Genomic DNA, 18,515 nt, shown 5'->3' on the forward strand with positions numbered 1-18,515 from the left:
GTTTGTCCGCCGTGGCGGACTATTTGTATTTGACTGAAGTTCTAGTGGTTTTATTCTAATCTATCGATTCTATTACTCTTATTTTATTTGTTCCGATTTGCATCGGAACGGCTGTCAATTCAATATGTCTAGGAACGTGTTCTTCTTATTTTTTCGCTTCGTTTTTCACACCGTGGTGTATTTCTCGAAGCGGGTGCAAAAGTACAACTTCTTTTCTTTCTGACAAGCTTTTTTTAAAGTTTTTTTTAGAAAAATTTATTTTCCGTTTTCTTTTTTTTTCTTATCAGCTTTTCAAGGAACGTCGCTCGTTTGCGGGGTGCAAATGTAACATCTGTTTTTAAATCTCACAAACTTTTCAAAGCTTTTTTTTTTAGAAATTAACTTCTAATTTACTTTGTTAGTTTATCAGTATTTTAAAGAACGTCTGCGTTGTTGCGGGTGCAAAAGTAGAACCTTTATTCGTTTTGACAATAGCTTTTCGAAACTATTTTTTATTTATTTTTTAATCAACTGGAAACGTGAAACTTATTTTTCAGCTTTTTTACTCTTTGTAGGAGTTTAAATGGAAGACTACACCGTTTTTGGGTTTTACAACAAAGGTTCACTAAGAAAACGCAGGGATTCGCTAAGGGTTTTTAGCATCAAAGTTGTTTTCTAACACCACTACCCTAGCCCTGATTGCAGCGGATGACAGATTCCAACAGCTAATCAGGAAGAGCTTCAATAAAAAAAGTCGCAATTTTAAAATAGTAAATTGCGACTTTTAATTTTTATTTTTTTGACTAAATTATTTTTGACTTGCCAAATAAGCCAAAACATTCTTTTCGATTCTTTCATTAATATTCGAAATATCTGCTTTTACAAATTTCTCACCAATGATGTTTTCGTATAATTCAATATATCTATCCGAAACTGTTTCAATATAAGCATCCGTCATTTCAGGAATTTGTTGTCCTTCTTTCCCTTGAAAACCATTTTCAATTAACCAACGACGTACAAACTCTTTAGACAATTGCTTTTGCTCCTCGCCTTTTGCCTGTCTTTCAATATAACCTTCAGCATAAAAATAACGGGAAGAATCCGGAGTGTGAATTTCGTCAATTAAAACAATTACACCATCTTTTGTTTTTCCAAATTCATATTTAGTATCCACTAAAATTAATCCGCGGCTGGCAGCAATTTCAGTGCCTCTTTGAAACAAAGCTCTGGTATATTTTTCTAAAACCAAATAATCTTCTTCGCTAATAATTCCTTTTGCCAAAATATCTTCTCTTGAAATATCAGCATCGTGCTCTCCATTGTCGGCTTTTGTAGTTGGTGTTATGATTGGTTCCGGGAATTTATCGTTTTCTTTTAAACCTTCTGCCATTGTAACTCCACAAATTTGTCTTTTTCCTGCAGCATATTCGCGTGAAGCGTGACCTGAAAGATAACCTCTAATTACCATTTCTACCTTAAAAGGCTCACATAAATGACCTACAGCAACACTTGGATCCGGAGTAGCAATCAACCAGTTTGGAACAATATCCTGAGTCAGCTCCATAAATTTAGTAGCAATTTGATTTAGAATTTGTCCTTTGTACGGGATTCCTTTTGGCAAAACCACATCAAAAGCCGAAAGCCTGTCGGTTGCCACCATTACTAATAATTCATCATTGATATTGTAAACTTCTCTAACTTTACCTCTGTAAACCGATCTTTGATTTGGAAAATTAAAATTAGTGGTCGTGATTGTATTGCTCATTTAGATACGTATTGTTTTGATTTTATAAGAATGCAAATTTAGGATTATTTTAAACAGAAAAGCAAAGAAAGTATTCTATATCTCCTTTTTTTGCTACAGATTTACACAGATTATTTTCAGAGTATAAAGATTTTAATTCAACTGTAAAAGTTTTTAACCGCAAAGAACACAAAGGTTGCGCAAAGAACAAAGGTTCAAAAAAATCTGTGCTAATCTTTGTAAATCTGTTGCGAAAAATAGACTTGAGTATTATGTAGCAGTTTATTTGCTAACTAAACTAACATTTTCCAGTATTTTTTCAGTCAAATAATTAGCAACACCATCTTCATGATTTTTTAAAATCACTTCAAGATGAGCTAATTTACTTTTCAAACTATCCGGTGCATTCCCCATGAGCAAACCTTTATGAGTAGCATTTAACATCCCTTCATCGTTATAACCATCACCAAAAGAAATCGCCTGGTGAAACTGATAGTTTTCCTTTTCTAAAATACGGGCAATCGCCACACTTTTATCAACAGATTTATCCATAAATTCCAAACAATGCGGCAAACTAAATGCATGACTGAAAATATCCAGATGTTTTTCCAGAATCATCTCTCTTAACTCGATTAATTTTCCATGACTTTCGTGAGTAAAAAATATTTTGATTGCATCAAATTCTGTTACTTCTTTATAATTTACTAATTCCGGAACATAATTCAATTCGGTTTGGAATTCCAATAGTTTATCATTGTGCTTATTAGTTTGCCAAACATTTTCTTTAAAAAGTACCGTAGTATATTCGGCTGGAATATCCATTTCTAAGACCGATTTTACAGCATCACTTTTCATATTAGTAGCAAAAATCAATTCTTTATTCGGAGCATGAATTCGGGCTCCGTTAGAAGTAACCAAATAAATAGGGAATCCCAAGGTTTCAACTATAGGCATCGCATCCAAATGATGTCGTCCTGTAGCTACAATAATTAAATAATCCTGATTGTATAATTCTCTAAAAACCTCTTTAGTATAATCTGAAATTCTGTGATCACTATTTAATAATGTTCCGTCTAAATCACTTACAATGACTTTTATATTGTCTTTTATCATATATCATTTCGTCTAATTCATTGCAAAAATACCTAAAATACACCGAAGGCTCAGCAAACAATTCCCGAAATAACAGCAAATTAACGTATGGCTAAACTTTATACAAAGTTCAAACATAGTATTTTCAACCATCTGCTATTTTACTTTATTCTGATTGGAGTTGGGCTTCAACTCATCAGGACTGTCTTTCGTATAAGTATTAAAAACTTCACGGGATGGACTTGTAAATACATCTTTTATCACCTCAAAATTCAATTTGTTTTTGGGATTGAACTGATTTGAGTTCATATACTTCACTATAGAGTAAAATAATTGTTGTGACGAAGGCTTGTTTTGTACATCAGGTCCTAAGTTAGCGCTGCTTACAATTAATTTACCGTTCCCAACTTGCGCTTCAAAAACCAAAGCCAATCGGCGATTCATAAACCAGGTATCAATTGGTTGAATTAAAGGACGAAAATCAGCCGGAAAATCTTCTAAATTCATTACCTGAGCGCGGTTTTGAATATCCCACCACTGCAAATCGCTGTGATAACTCGTTGGGAAATCAGCAAAAGCGGGACTTTTCTCCTGAATCAACATTCCGGTTACATGTGGCGGACGCATTTTGAACCAGGAAGTATTCCAAAAAACCGGTAAAAAGTGCATTTCTACTTCTTTTCCTTTTACCACTTTTCCGGCAGCGTTTAAAAACACTTTTCCTCCTTTATTAAGAACATCTTTAGCCTTATCGTCAAAAACGGTTGTGTAATAAACCTCAGATGCTATTTCGGAGTTTTTTTCAGGATATACCCAAAAATTCCAATCATTTACATAATCAGTACCATTAACTTTTACTTCCAAAATTAATTTTGACGCTTCTTTTATTTGTCCTAAAGCAAAATCAAAATTACCTACAAAAAGTCCATTTCCATTTTCGAAAGTTTTAGGATCAAATTTCCCCGAAGAAAGTACATCCCCTTTTTCGTTTTTAACCGTCCAACTAATTACTGCATTTTGTAATGCTGTTTTACCCGAATGGAAAAGAACGATTTCTGCCTTGAAAGTTTCTCCATTATTATATACAAACTTTGGAATCTTTGCCAAAGGAACTGTTGAATTACAAAATCTTGCATATTCCTGAGCTGTAACATATCCTTTTTCCTGAAAAAAAGCATCCAACACTCCTACTAAAGCTGTTCCCTGGCCTGGGAAATCCTGTAAGCCTAATGCTTGAAAACCTGCATAACCGGGTGTTCTCAACATTTTTTCGATTTCATTTTTATAACACAAAACCTGTAACTTTCCGGAAGCATTCAAAAAGTCTTTGCTTTGATCTCTCATGTGGTGATCCTCCAAATCCTGGCGAAACATTTCAAAGTTTTTGGCTCTGTAAACGCCTGTATATTTTTTAATTTCTTCGAAATTTGGAAAAACACAATATTGACCTATTTCGTGAGCCACAAAAGGAACTTTAAACGGCGCAATGCCTGAGCTAAAATCCGATTCTGTTTCCGGCATTTTTTCCCATTTCAAACCTCTTACACCACCACGTGACTGGTATTCAGCGTTAGGAACCACAGGCCAGCTTCCTCCTACTGACATTCCGGTATATACTCTCCTATTGTCTTTTGCTTTCCAGAAATCTACAAATTCGTTGAGGTATTTCACCTGATTTCCTGCAGGCTCATTCCCCGCAGACAACATGGTAAAGGAAGCGTAATTCCCGTATTCCTTAGCCATTCGGGTAGTTTCATCATATAAAAATTGATCTACAGGTTGTCCTAAACCTATTTTTGGACCGTGGTTAGGCCAGCTTGGTCCTTCGGGTTGCAAATAAAGCCCCACTTTATCAGCGGCAATAAAAGCGGCTTCTGGAGGACACCAGGAATGAAAACGCACATGATTTAATCCATACGACTTGATCTTTCTTAGAATTGTTTCCCAAGCTTCCACCGTAGTCGCCGGATAACCTGTTAGTGGAAATTCGCAATTGTGAACCGTTCCTCTTAGAAAAACCGGAACACCATTTATCAAAAATCGGTTTCCTTCAATTTTGAATTCTCGCATTCCAAACTGAACACTCTTGCTGTTATTTATTTCTTTTGAAGCTAACTTTACATTCAGATGATACAAAGCAGGATTAAATTCGTCCCAAGTCAGCATCCCTTTTCCAAAAGGCAATTCGAGTTCAATAGTTTTATTATCTGATTTTGAAACTGCAATTTTACTGACTACTTCCTTGGTTTCATCAGACGATTTTACATTAAAACTTTTAGCTGAGATAACTAATTTTCCGCTAAAATTACTTTGACTACTATTTTTAACTGTAATTTTTACGCGGGCTATTCTGTTTTTGACATCAGGATAAATTTGTACATCATCAATATAAATTGGTAAAGAAGATTCCAGCGCCATTTTTCCTATAATTCCGTTCCAGTTTCCTTGCGTATGATCGGTAATACTATGCGAATCAGGACCTACATTGATTTCTTTAATTCTGTTATCAATTCGAATAGAAATACGTTGTTTTCCAATAGTCAAATAAGGACTCAAATCATAAACATGAGGAGCTACCAGCGAGTTTTGCAAACCTACCTCTTTATCATTTACCCAAACTCTGGTTTCAATATGTGCTCTTTCTAAACGAAGTAATATTCTTTTGCCTTTCCAGTTTTTAGGAATATTGACTTCTTTTTGATACCAGGCGGCACCCACATAATGTCGGGCAGGAGTTAACCAAAAAGGAATATGGATATTTCCCGGCTCACGGTATTTCTTTAAACTGGGTCTGAAATAAAACGAACTATCGTAAATAGAACCTGTCCATTTGGTTTTCAAAGTAATTTCATCTCCTTTTAAAAACTCTGCCATAGAACCCGGCAGTTTTATATTATCCGAGAGGTTTTTATGATACCATTTTTCGGTAACACCTACGTCATTCCGATCAATTTCAAAATGCCAATTGCCAGCCAAATTAATCACTTCGTCTTTCCCTTTAAAACTGCTTAAAGCGATCAAGATTGACAATAGAAGGCAAGTGTAACTGTATTTTTTCATTGTGTTATTATTTTATTACTGTCGGTAAACTAAACAATTAATTATTTCTTTTAAACCATTAAGCTCATTAAGAAAATTAAGTTTTTTAATCTTAATGAACTTAATGGTTCAAATATTTTTCTTTCATACAAATAGTTATGCAACCTTATTTTTTAATAAAAAAAGGATTTGATTTTATATAGAAACGATACGATTTTACATTTCCATTAGTACTTTTATCCGTACGTGGTAAATACCTAAAACCTTTAATTTTAACTTTTTCGTCCATATTTACAACAAGCTGATGTGGATGTGGCGTTTTTGAAACCGTCCAGGCTGTTGACCAGAAAGTAGATTCCTGCTGATCGAATATTTTTTCAGCCGAATAATTTCCTACCGAAATCTCTTCGCTATCTGCATAAACTATTTTCCATTTCGAGCGATTTATAGACAAACCATCAGTTCCTATTAATTCTAATTCGGCCATACTGCTGCTTTGATCTTTTGGATTTTGAGAATCCAATGCCTCAAAACAAAAATACTGACCTTCTAATTCTTTATTGAAAATTACTTCTTTCCAGCCCTGACCGCTACTTAGAGTTCCTTTATTCGAAACAGTTTCAGCAGATAAATCAAGCATTTCTCCCTTTTTTCGATGTAAAAGTGATTCGTCTATCACTATTTTATCTAAAACAGGAACTATAACACCTGCAGTTTGGGTTGTTGTTGGAGTTTCTAAATCTAAAATTATAATCTCGTTTTTTCCTTTTTTCAACCAGCATCCCGGCATAAACAGGGTTTGTTGCGGACCAATTTTCCAATATCTTCCAATATTATAACCATTAATCCAGACCATTCCTTTACCCCAGCCACTCATATCAATGTAAGTATCTCCTACTTCATTCAAATTAAAATTAGCACGATACCAAGCCGGACCATTCGCTTTTTCTTTTTTGAATTTCATTTTTTTCTGAAAATCGTAATCAACAGGGAAGTTGAATATTTCCCAATTTTTCAAATTAGTGGCATTAGAACCAACTAACATTTCTACTTTTTCAGTGATTCCTTTTCTGTCAATTATGGTTTTCCCGTAATTTACACGTCCCATCGCTTCCACAAGAATATCCAATACATCGCCTTGTTTTACCGCAGGAATTTTGATTGTATTTTCATCTTTTCGACGATCTAAATTTCCAATGAGTTTTCCATTAATATAAATAAGAGCCCAATCATGCAAATCGGTAATTTTTAGCTGAAACTCTGTCTTAATTTCAGGTAATTTCGTTCGATATAAAATACGTCCCCAACCCTGATCAAAGTATTCCATTGATTTGATATCTTCCGATTGATTTGCTTTAGGAAGATTGTCAAAAAGCGAAGCCGACTCGCTAAACGTAATTTTAGGAATCGAAATTAGAGAATAATTAGCCGGTGGCTCCGGAATAATTTCTCCCGGATTTAGATAATTTTTCATCAAATCACGCACTGCGTAAAACTTATCCGTAGGTTGTCCCGCCTCATTAATTGGAGCATTGTAATCGTACGAGGCTACCATCGCACCAAAAGGAGGTGCATTAGCTCCACCCCATTGTCCAAACGAAGTTCCCCCATGTGCCATATACAAACTGAACGAAATCTTGCGATCTAACATGTCTTTCAAACTGCCGATAAAACTACTTATTGATCGGGTTTCATGGGCACGTCCCCAATAATCAAACCAACCCGTCCAATACTCACTACACATCAGTGGCGCTTTTGGATAAACTTGTTTATACTTTTCAAACTGTTTATCGATATTTGAACCTGCTCCAAAATTTAAAGCCGTATAAACTCCATCAACATCATATTTAAAGAAATTAGAACTCCAGTCGCAACGGAACAATTGCGCTTTGTCAAAGCCTGAAGCTCGAACGGCATCACGCACCTTAGCCATATAAACAGCATCATTCCCGAAAACACCATATTCATTTTCGACCTGTACCATAATGATGTTTCCACCATTTTGAATTTGGTAAGGTGCTAATTGTTTTCCTACCTGCTTCAAATACTTGATAGAACGCTCCATAAAATACGAATCATTTAAAGTTCGTACTTGAAGATCATTTTTTTTCAATAACCACCAAGGCAAACCACCCATATCCCACTCAGCGCAAGCATACGGTCCGGGACGAACAATACAATACATTCCGTTTTTTTGGATGAGTCGTACAAATTCTGCCACATCTTTTAGTCCGGTAAAATCAAATTGATCCGGTTTTTGCTCATGAAAATTCCAAAAAAGATAAATACAAATTGTATTCATTCCCATGGCTTTACACATTTGGATTCGGTGTTCCCAATATTCCCGGGGAATTCTCGGGAAATGGATTTCACCGGCTCGTACTAAAAAGGGTTTTCCGTTTAGAAGGAAATTTTTCTCTGCTGCCTCAAAAGTTCCGGCTTTTCCAAAATCTTGTGCCTGGGTTGCCAAAGTCATAAAAATAACAATGACAAGAATTAGTTTTGATATCCTCATTTGTTTTAACAATCTTTTTTTTCCAAAAATACATTTAGCATATATTATACCAAAATTAAAGCTTGTTTTATTTCGGTATTTTTCGGTTTCTCCTGTTAGATATTAATTCATTGTCAAATCATTAGTTTTTAAAATCAGTCGAATTTGCTTTGATTTATTTAAACTCCACATTTACTTTATATTCAACTGAAATCTGAGGTTGTTTAATCTCTAGAAAACTTTTCTTATCACTAAAATCAGGTAAAACATTCTTATCCAAATAACTCAAATAAGGCGCATCTTTTTGCATTGGTAAAAAATGAAAGTACATATCGCTTGTTTTTAAAGCTTCTTGGTATCTTTTTAAGCCAATTGTCCATGGTTTACTGGTATAAAGATCGTCTGTTTGTAACTCGCCGTTCATCATACAAATTCCGCGATCGCCACGATAATCAAAGGTGATGAAAACATCGTTTACCTTTGACAAATCAAGACTGCCTGCTTTAAGTACATAGTGACTGTTATCGGCCTGTATCAATTTAATTCCTGTATCCGCTTTTGGTACACTAATTTGCCAGGCACTACTTTTTTTAATTGTCGATTTGCCTTTAGTTAACTTTCCATCAACTGAAGTTACACCAGCTGCAGCAGGATAAACCGAGAAATCAATATTTTCCTGATTATTGCTAACTAATGTTATTTTTCCGTTATTATCCAATACCAAGGCATTACTCAATACCAACTTTTGATTATTGGTTTGACCAATCAAATAGGTATTTTTGGCTTCGTTATTTGGTAAAACCAAGAATGAAACTCCGTTGATTTCGAAAGCATTGATTTTTCCTTCAGTACAAACTATAACAGTATTCCCTTCTCTAATTAAAGTTTTTATTCCTGTACCATTCACTTTCAGCTTACCTTGAAGTATTATTTCGGGAGCAATGCCATCCACCGAAACCATCACATTGTACTTTTTATTGTTATTGGTAAATCTGCAAAAAGGCTGCACTGTTGCCATGCGAATCGCTACCCCATCGTAATTGACATTGAAAGGAAAAATCGCTGAGCTGCCCGCTTTAAGTGTAAAAGTTCCAGTTTCCGGAAATATTAGCTGTCCCGATTTTGTAGTTACACTAACTTTCAGTCCTTGTAAATCTTTCATTTCCAAATGATCCTGAAAATTGTGCATGAACAAATAGCCTTTGTTGCCATCTCCCCTTACAGCATAGCGCAAAGTGCTGGTATTAGTAGCTTTGATACTATCATTAGTCGAAGGCAATATTGGATATAATGGTGCTAAATCACTGCCGTAGCCTTTCAAAAAGTAATTCATCAGCTTTAACGGAAAATAGCCACTACTTACATTTCCAAACTCACCAATTGGAGCCTGATAATCGTAGGATTTATTGTGAAGCCCCGCACCTTCAGTAAAGAAATAATTACCTATAGAAGGTGTAGTTCCACCGTGATACATATAAAATCCCAATCCATTCGTTCCACTTCCCACGGTACGAACCATCATAGGCAGAAAACTTTCTCCTAAAACTCGCGGACGTCTGGAATAAGTAACTGCCATTCCTGTTCCTAATTCGGCTGCCAACGACGGATATAAATTGACATCGTAACTAACCGGAGCATAATCCGGTTTTTGATGTATGTTTTTAAACAAATAAAAAGGGGACGGACTATTCCCCGCTGTCCAAAACGGATAAGCATATCCTGCCATAACCGGAATAGATCCTTTTTCTACAATAGTCGCATATCCCCAGCCCGTGGCCGTATAAATAGGTGTTATCAAACCCGCATCAATAGCAAGTTTTTTAAGCGTTTTCATGTGGTCACGTCCTACATCGGCAAACTCATTCCCCATCGTATTAATCCCCACACCATCCTGAATAATCTTTTTATCACGCCCCGCTACTGTACGTTCTTTAGGAGCATCCTGATAAGTAAATCCCCAAGGAGCTGTAGAATGTTGGTATTCGTTTTCTAATTGCACCCCAACAATAGGACCGTTGTCTTTAAATAGTAATCCTTTCAATTGTTGCCCAATTTCCTGATACAATCGGTTAACGTAGTATAAATAAACCTGATCATTGCTTCTAACATCAATCGGACGACCGTACAACCAATCCGGTAAACCTCCGTTACGGATTTCGCCATGAGCAAAAGGGCCTATACGCATCAAAACATCCAAACCATTCTTGGCACACAATTCTGTGAATTTACGAACATTCAAATCTCCTGTCCAATCGAATTTGCCTTCCTTGAATTCGTGCATATTCCAAAATACATAGGTTGCCACCACAGTAATTCCTCCCGCTTTCATTTTTTTCAGCTGCTCATCCCAATATTGATGCGGATAGCGACTGAAGTGAAACTCCCCAATAACCGGAATAAAAGGCTTCCCATTTCTTTCGAGATAAAAACTGTTTACACCAATAGTTTCCCCTTTGGCATTACTTCCTCCCAAATCAAGATGGCCTCGTTTTACCTCATATTTAGCAGTTGTAATATCAATAGCATAATTATTTTGCGCTGTTACATCCATTGATGCAGCACAGAACAAGAATAGCGTTAGTGATAATACCGTAACGAATTTATTTTTTCTCATGAATATCTATTTAAATGTTTTGGAATGTATTATCTACACAATTTCAGAATTAATTACTCTACATTCATTAATCATTACCAAATGTACCTGAACTCCCTGATGATTAACATCCATTGCTGCGGCTTCGGATAAATGTGTTTTGGCTATAGCCAATTCGCCTAATCCATAATTCCCCAATCCAAGCATATAGTGACAATGGATTTTATTTCGGAATGTCAAATCATCTTCCCATATTAACAAATCGGGCAAAGAAACTGCAAAATAATCCAGTTTTATGGTTTTGTTCAAATGTTTTGTTCCAAAAGCAATCAATTTTTCAAATCTGGTATTCGCTTCTTCTGCTAATCCCAATTTTAACAAAGCCAATCCCTGATAGAAAATTTTATCCGGTTTTTGATCGTTATAAAAAATTGCAGCAGCTGGTTCACTACTACCATCTTTGGCTAATTCCCAATATTTGTGAGCTTCGTCCATTTGACCTAAACCTTCATGAGCACAGCCCAACCAATAATGAAAATCATTTTCCTGAGCGCCATCCAGTTTTCCTTCGCCTAAATTATGAGGGTATTCTAAACAAGCATTCAACAAAACAATTGCTTTTTCAAACTCTTTTTCGGAAAGGTATTTTTTAGCCAACTCAACCCTTGCAATTTGATATTGATTGGGTACTTTCCCTTCTCCACCTTCCCAAGGATGAAAAATCTTATTATCAATTAAATAAATTGCTTGCTTAAAGTCATTTAACTGATTACATAAAGTAGCACATTCCAAATAAACATCATCCCGTTGCTGTACCAAATGGTAATGTTTTTTCAAAAATTCCAATCGTTCCTGATGTGGTCTGCAAATACGTTTGTACAATTGATCCAATTCCATTAAAATACGAGCATCTGAAGTATCCAAAGAAAAAGCTTTTTCTAAAGACGCTATTGCTTTTTCTTGCTGTCCCAATTTATTAAAATAAGCTAAAGCTAAATTTCTATGCGCTGTTGGAAAATTACCATCTATTGTAACCGATTTTTCCCAACACTCAATAGCTTCAGAATACTGACGTTTGTCGTACCATAAATTCCCTAAATAATAAGGTGCTTTAGAATCCTTAGGATTTACTTTTTGTGCTGTTTCTAAAGCCAAAATAGCTTCTAAACGATTTGGAAAACAATATTCAGGAGCATGAGAAGCTGCTTTTTCAAAAGCAACTTTAGAATCTTTCGATGCCAAATTCAAAGCCCAGCCCATATAATAATAGGTCATTGGAGTAGTTGCACAAACTTTTATCCCTTCCTGGATTATTTGTACAGCTTCATCATACATTCCGGCAGCTATATAATCCAAAGCTACTATTTCATAATTATGAATTTCGCCTCTCATTACAGCATGCATCTCTTCTAAAATACTAGAATCATTGGAAATTAAATAAGCCTCAAAACGACATCCAAAATTGAATAAATCAATTTTCAAGCTGTCTTTAATCAATGCTAAAGCATCCTCATTTTTAGATAATTTACGCAAAATCGCTACTTTTAACGTACGCGCTTTTTGATTGTGCCAGTTGCGTACTAAAGACTTATCTATTTCATACAGCGCCTCTTGAAAATTAGTATTTACACAGGAAATTTGGGCGCATCCAAAATAACCGGCATCCTGCATAGCAGCATTCCAACAGGATTTATGAAATGCATCGTAAGCTTCCTTATACTTACTTTGATACTGCAAAGCCAAACCTAAATTATAATGTGGTTCTCCATCATAAGGATTCGGATTGCGTTGCAGTTGTGTTTTGATAGCTTCTTTAAAATACTTTTCAGCTTCCGCAAATTTTCCTCTGCGAAGTAACCAAAGTCCCATAGCGTTGTTATTACGTACATCCGAAGCATCTCTTTTTAAAGCTTCCAGATAATAATCGGTCGCACTGTAAGTGGCATGACGGTACTGTTCCAAATGTAATCCCGTTAAATACAATTGCTCACAAGTAGGCGTTTCTTCAGGTGAAAGAGCCGCTTTGGCCGGTTCAGGTTTTTCTTTTTCCTGTTGTTCTTCGGCTTTAATACTTAATAATTCACGACCATTTTCAGCAAAAACAAATAATGCTAAATCGATTATTGTTGCTGTTCCAACAGTCACTTCACGTTCATAAACCGCTTCAGGACTTAAATCTGTTATTTCTTCAAAAAAACCTTCCAAGACAATCTTGGTATTTTTTTGCAAAGAAGTAGCAAAAATTTTGATTACTGCTTTATCCTCCTTTTTATCAATATTCATCAAAATATCCTGAGAAGCATTTTTAACTACACCTAACTCGCGATACGGTAAAAAATACTGAGTAAAAGTCTTTTCCTCATAAGGTTGCATCCAACTAAAATCGGGTTGGTTATCCGTAAAAACGCCAGCCATCAATTCAATATAAGGTCCATCTTCATCGGTTAAATTTCTATCCCAGGCTTTTCCAAAATCGCCATTACCCCAGGTCCATTGTTTTTTTCCTGGTGAAATATGATGATTAGCCACATGCAAAACACCTGCCTGAGTATCATTTTCATAACCTCCTACAAAATTAAATTCAGAATTAATGGCCATATACGACGTTGGAACCGGAATATTTTTATAATTCGAAATATCCACTCCCGCAGAATAATCTACTTTATAGTAAGTCCCTGTTGCAATTGGGAAAGTAGAAACATCTCTTTTTCCATGATCAAAAACGGCATGCACATCCGGTGGAAAAACCGATTGGTAATGTTCATTCACCGCTACGGCAGGATTAGCCCACCATAAAAATGTTTGAGGAACAGGAGTTGGATTATACAGTTTTCCTTTAATTTCTAAATAAGCTTTCCCTGGATGCAAAGTAAATCCCGCCATCCCTTTTTGATGAAACATTTTCTCATTTTCACTTACCCAAACTGTAACGCTGCCATCGGCATTCGTTTCAATAGTATGATCTACAGGCAAAAAAGTACTCGGACGATGGTGTTGTGGCCAGTTAAATTCGATTCCACCTGAAATCCATGGTCCAGTAAGTCCTACCAAAGCAGGCTTGATTACCTGATTATAATAAATAAAGTGACGTTGTTTGATTTTATCATAAGCCATTTGCACACGACCACCCAACTCCGGTAAAATCATCACCTTGATGTATTCATTTTCAAGATAAACCGCTTGATAGCTTTTGTCTGATTTTTCATCTTCAATTTTCTCCACTACAGGATACGGATACACTACTCCACTACTCCCTTGATACACACGTTTTTCAAGAAAAATGGGATTTTTTTCTGCTTTCCCAATTTCGTATGTAGGAATGATTACCTCCTCTTGCCAAGCTTTAACACTCATTATTTTGTATTTTTATTATTATGATTATTTATTTTTTGCCACAGATTAAACAGATTTTCACAGATTTAAAAAAAGAAATCTGTGTAATCTGTAGTTGACTTTGTCTAAAGAAATCGACAAAATTACTTTACCAATTCGCTTTCAATTTCTTCCAATGTTTTTCCTTTAGTTTCAGGTAATTTTCTTAGGACAAATAAGAATCCGAGAATACAAATTCCCGCATATACCCAGAAAGTTCCAGCTGCTCCAAACGATTTATTGAGTAATGGAAAGGTGTAGGTAAGAATAAAACAGGCAATCCACAAAGCAAAAGTTGCCAACGCCATAGCGGCTCCACGCACACGGTTTGGAAAAATTTCGGAAAGAATTACCCAGGTGATTGGTGCCAATGACATAGCATAAATAGCGATTGCCACTACCACCAACGAAAGAACAGCAACCCCTTTCAACTCAAAATAAAAGGCAGCTCCTAAAAGTAAATAGGTAATAGCCAAACCAGAAGCTCCTAGAATCATTAGTTTTTTGCGTCCCCATTTATCTACTGTAAACATCGCGACCAAAGTAAATACCAAATTAACGGCTCCGGTAATCACAATATTGAATAAAGTATCACTTACACCATAACCGGCAGCTGTAAAGATCTCCTCGGCATAATTAAAAACCGTATTGATGCCACACCATTGCTGAAATACCGCTATAACAATTCCAATGAGCAATACATCTTTAAATTTGGGATTAAAAAGTGCTTTAAAATCCAGCTTTTCGGTCACATCATCTAAAGTTGCTTTTATATTAGTCATTTCTTCGCGGGCATAAACTTCGCCACCAATTTTTTGCAACGTTGGGAATGCTTTATCGGCTTTACCTGCTTTCATCAGCCAACGCGGACTTTCAGGAAGTGTAAACACTAACAGAAAAAAAATTACCGAAGGTACTGCACAGGCAAAAAACATCCAACGCCATCCCATTTGTCCGTTCCATGAAGCACGGATAAACTCATCGCTGACTCCTGCCGGAACTTTATCGGCAATTAACAAATTAACAATCTGAGCCGCAAGAATCCCCACAACAAGTGTCATTTGATTTAAAGAAACAAATCGTCCTCGCAAATGAGAAGGTGCCACTTCGGCGATGTACATTGGAGAAAGAGCTGATGCTAATCCAATTCCAATTCCACCTATAATTCTAAAAACGACAAATATCCAATAAGAAGAAGCCAATCCCGTACCTAATGAAGCAACGGTAAATAAAAATGCAGAAAGCAATAAGGGCCATTTTCGACCAAACTTATCACTAATTACACCTGATACAACTGCACCAAGAATACAACCAATCAAAGCCGAACTCATGGCCCAGGCTTGTAAATTGGCCGATGTGGTAATATCAAAAAAACGTTCGTAAAAAGGTTTTGCTCCGCCTATTACAACCCAGTCGTAACCAAAAAGTAATCCTCCCATTGCCGAAACCATGGATATTGCAAACAAATAAGAATTGTTAAATTGTTTATTTTGAACTGTCATAAAATTATATTGTGATTGAATTAATACTAAAACAAAAATACATTTAGGAATTCATCTACAAATGGATTATTTATTGAAATAAATGGATTATATTACGACCATAAATCAATTTATAGCTAAATATATATTTTATAATGAATAATCTGCCGAAAACAAAAATAAAAGAAGGCTTCTTAGGACAAACAATGGTGGTTCTATCATCTGAACAAAAAGAAAAAGCACAGCAACTGCCTTTTTTTGATAACCTCTTCCCCGATGCTATTGGCTATTTTCCAAATGCCAAACACCACAACCGTTCCAGAAAAAACGGCATCGAAGAGTATATTTTTTTATACTGTCTTAAAGGGGAAGGCTGGGTAAAAATCAATAAAAAAACAATTAAATTAACTCCTAATACCGGATTTATCATTCCTAAAAATACCGCACATAAATATGGTAGTTCCTTAAAAGATGCCTGGAGTATCTACTGGATTCATTTTTCAGGGCATTATGCTGCTACACTTTATAAGCGTTTTTCGGATACCAATGAAGAAGCCGTCAAAATAGCATTCGATGAAAACCGGATTACAATATTGAACGAAATAATGAAACTTCTGGAAAGTGATTTTAATGAAGAAAAAATTGAACTTACACACTTTAAATTGATTGCTCTTTTAAGTTCTTTATGCTATTCCAATACACTGGATAACAATATTGATGATGCAATAAGTCAATCCATTATTTATATGAAGAAAAATTTGAATGAAATACTAAGTATCGAAGCATTGGCTAATCAGGCCTGTTATTCGGTTTCCAGGTATTCTGAACTGTTCAAACAAAAAACAGGTTATTCACCTATTCAATATTTTATCCGATTGAAAATTCAAAAATCCTGTGAATACCTACATTTTACCAATCTCAATATTAAAGAAATAGCCAAGGAAGTTGGTTTTGATGATCCTTATTATTTTTCACGATCATTCAAAAAGCAAATTGGTCTGTCTCCTATGCAATATAAAAAGTTGAATTAAAAAAATAGGCTGCCTTTGTTAGACAGCCTATCCTTAAATATATATAACTAATTTTAAACGTGTATCGCTCTGTTTTCAGTTGCTGCTAATGCTGCTTCTTTTACCGCTTCCGCAAATGTAGGGTGTGCGTGAGACATTCTTGAAATATCTTCAGCAGAAGCTTTGTATTCCATAGCTATTACTGCTTCGGCAATTAAATCAGCCGTTCTTGCTCCAATCATGTGAACACCAAGAACTTCATCTGTTTTAGCATCCGCTAATATTTTTACAAATCCATCTAAATCAGCACTTGCTCTCGCACGTCCTAAAGCTTTAAATGGGAAACTTCCTGATTTGTAAGCCACACCAGCTGCTTTCAATTGCTCTTCTGTTTGTCCAACAGCTGCAACTTCAGGCCAAGTATAAACAACACCTGGAATTAAGTTATAATCGATATGTGGTTTTTGACCTGCTAAAATTTCAGCAACCATTGTCCCTTCTTCTTCTGCTTTATGGGCTAACATTGCACCACGTACAACGTCACCAATAGCGTAAATATTAGAAGCCGAAGTTTGTAAATGATCGTTTACTTCCACCTGACCTCTTTCAGAAATTTTCACTCCTGCTGCTTCTGCATTTAATCCATCCGTATAAGGACGACGACCAACAGAAACTAATGAATAATCTCCTTCTAAAGTAATTACTTCACCTTTAGCATTTTCAGCTTTCACAGTAACAACATCTCCAGCTCTTTCCACTGATTGTACTTTGTGTGAAGTATAAAATTTCATTCCTTGTTTTTTCAATACTTTTGTCAATTCTTTAGACAAAGCACCGTCCATTCCAGGAATAATTCTGTCCATAAATTCCACTACAGAAACCTGAGCTCCTAAACGTAAATACACCTGACCTAATTCGATTCCGATAACTCCCCCACCAATGATTACAAGGTGTTTTGGTACTTCTGTCAAACTTAAAGCCTCAGTAGAAGTAATAATTCTTTCTTTATCTATTTTGATAAAAGGTAAAGAAGAAGGCTTAGAACCTGTTGCAATAATAGTATGTTTAGCCTCAATTGTTTCAGAAGTTCCGTCTGCTTTTGCAACAGCAACATGCGTAGCATCAACAAAAGAACCCAAACCATTGAAAACAGTGATGTTATTTTTATCCATCAAGTAGTTGATTCCACCGGAAGTTTGATCCACAACTGCTTTTTTACGAGCAATCATTTTCTCTAAATTTACTTTTACTTCTCCGGAAACCTCAATTCCGTGATCGGCAAAATGAGCAATTTCAGCATAATGGTGAGAAGAAGACAACAAGGCTTTTGAAGGAATACATCCTACATTCAAACAAGTTCCTCCCAATGTGGAATATTTTTCGATAATAGCTGTTTTGAAGCCCAGTTGCGCACAACGAATCGCTGATACATATCCTCCGGGTCCAGAACCTATAACGACTACGTCAAATGAATTCATAGTATATTGTTTTTTATTATTTTTTAAAATCTCGAAGAGCAAAAATAGGGAATTCTATTTTGTTTAAACTTTAAAAAATAAGATATTTTGTTAGGTTTTTATAATGCTTTTGATAGTTCAAAATTATTTTGAAACACTACATCTGTAAACAGCAATGTAAAAAAACGACAAATGATTTTAAAATGTTGAATTTACAATCCAAACACTTTTCTATAGACAACCAAAATCTTTTT

9 protein-coding genes are annotated in these 18,515 nt (G+C 35.6%); 1 reads left to right on the top strand and 8 read right to left on the bottom strand.

Annotated features, from left to right (window positions below; genetic code table 11):
* Positions 1–787 precede the first annotated feature (787 nt).
* From IEV84_RS11735 to IEV84_RS11765, 7 genes are all read right to left on the bottom strand, one after another.
* On the bottom strand, positions 788–1,744 hold the full coding sequence (locus IEV84_RS11735; RefSeq protein WP_188494471.1) for a phosphoribosylaminoimidazolesuccinocarboxamide synthase: 957 nt from the start codon (positions 1,742–1,744) through the stop codon (positions 788–790).
* Between the two features lie 261 nt (positions 1,745–2,005).
* The gene (locus IEV84_RS11740) at positions 2,006–2,836 is read right to left on the bottom strand and encodes a Cof-type HAD-IIB family hydrolase (protein WP_188494472.1); all 831 of its coding nucleotides are present in this window, start codon (positions 2,834–2,836) and stop codon (positions 2,006–2,008) included.
* A 135-nt stretch (positions 2,837–2,971) separates the two neighbouring features.
* Entirely contained in the window at positions 2,972–5,875 is a 2,904-nt protein-coding gene (locus IEV84_RS11745) for an exo-beta-1,4-galactosidase (protein ID WP_188494473.1), read from the bottom strand.
* 145 nt (positions 5,876–6,020) lie between these two features.
* A complete protein-coding gene (locus IEV84_RS11750; protein ID WP_188494474.1) occupies positions 6,021–8,369 on the bottom strand; it encodes a beta-galactosidase in 2,349 nt (782 codons plus the stop codon).
* Positions 8,370–8,523: 154 nt separating this feature from the next.
* The gene (locus tag IEV84_RS11755; RefSeq protein ID WP_188494475.1) at positions 8,524–10,962 is read right to left on the bottom strand and encodes a beta-galactosidase; all 2,439 of its coding nucleotides are present in this window, start codon (positions 10,960–10,962) and stop codon (positions 8,524–8,526) included.
* A gap of 33 nt (positions 10,963–10,995) precedes the next feature.
* Positions 10,996–14,295, bottom strand: a complete 3,300-nt coding sequence (locus IEV84_RS11760) for a DUF5107 domain-containing protein (protein ID WP_188494476.1) — start codon at positions 14,293–14,295, stop codon at positions 10,996–10,998.
* A gap of 122 nt (positions 14,296–14,417) precedes the next feature.
* The gene (locus IEV84_RS11765) at positions 14,418–15,866 is read right to left on the bottom strand and encodes a sugar porter family MFS transporter (RefSeq protein ID WP_306451817.1); all 1,449 of its coding nucleotides are present in this window, start codon (positions 15,864–15,866) and stop codon (positions 14,418–14,420) included.
* A gap of 83 nt (positions 15,867–15,949) precedes the next feature.
* Here IEV84_RS11765 and IEV84_RS11770 point away from each other — a divergent pair, with 83 nt between their 5' ends.
* The gene (locus IEV84_RS11770) at positions 15,950–16,825 is read left to right on the top strand and encodes an AraC family transcriptional regulator (protein WP_188494478.1); all 876 of its coding nucleotides are present in this window, start codon (positions 15,950–15,952) and stop codon (positions 16,823–16,825) included.
* Between the two features lie 53 nt (positions 16,826–16,878).
* Here the strand turns inward: IEV84_RS11770 and lpdA are convergent, their stop codons facing one another.
* A complete protein-coding gene (lpdA, locus tag IEV84_RS11775; protein ID WP_188494479.1) occupies positions 16,879–18,282 on the bottom strand; it encodes a dihydrolipoyl dehydrogenase in 1,404 nt (467 codons plus the stop codon).
* Positions 18,283–18,515: the final 233 nt, after the last annotated feature.

The organism is Flavobacterium palustre (assembly GCF_014639535.1).
GTDB lineage: Bacteria > Bacteroidota > Bacteroidia > Flavobacteriales > Flavobacteriaceae > Flavobacterium > Flavobacterium palustre.

Bases quoted from the DNA above. Each gene is read 5' to 3' on its own strand.
- IEV84_RS11735 (WP_188494471.1), bottom strand. From the start codon at position 1,744: ATGAGCAATACAATCACGACCACTAATTTTAATTTTCCAAATCAAAGA.
- IEV84_RS11740 (WP_188494472.1), bottom strand. From the start codon at position 2,836: ATGATAAAAGACAATATAAAAGTCATTGTAAGTGATTTAGACGGAACA.
- IEV84_RS11745 (WP_188494473.1), bottom strand. From the start codon at position 5,875: ATGAAAAAATACAGTTACACTTGCCTTCTATTGTCAATCTTGATCGCT.
- IEV84_RS11750 (WP_188494474.1), bottom strand. From the start codon at position 8,369: ATGAGGATATCAAAACTAATTCTTGTCATTGTTATTTTTATGACTTTG.
- IEV84_RS11755 (WP_188494475.1), bottom strand. From the start codon at position 10,962: ATGAGAAAAAATAAATTCGTTACGGTATTATCACTAACGCTATTCTTG.
- IEV84_RS11760 (WP_188494476.1), bottom strand. From the start codon at position 14,295: ATGAGTGTTAAAGCTTGGCAAGAGGAGGTAATCATTCCTACATACGAA.
- IEV84_RS11770 (WP_188494478.1), top strand. From the start codon at position 15,950: ATGAATAATCTGCCGAAAACAAAAATAAAAGAAGGCTTCTTAGGACAA.
- lpdA (WP_188494479.1), bottom strand. From the start codon at position 18,282: ATGAATTCATTTGACGTAGTCGTTATAGGTTCTGGACCCGGAGGATAT.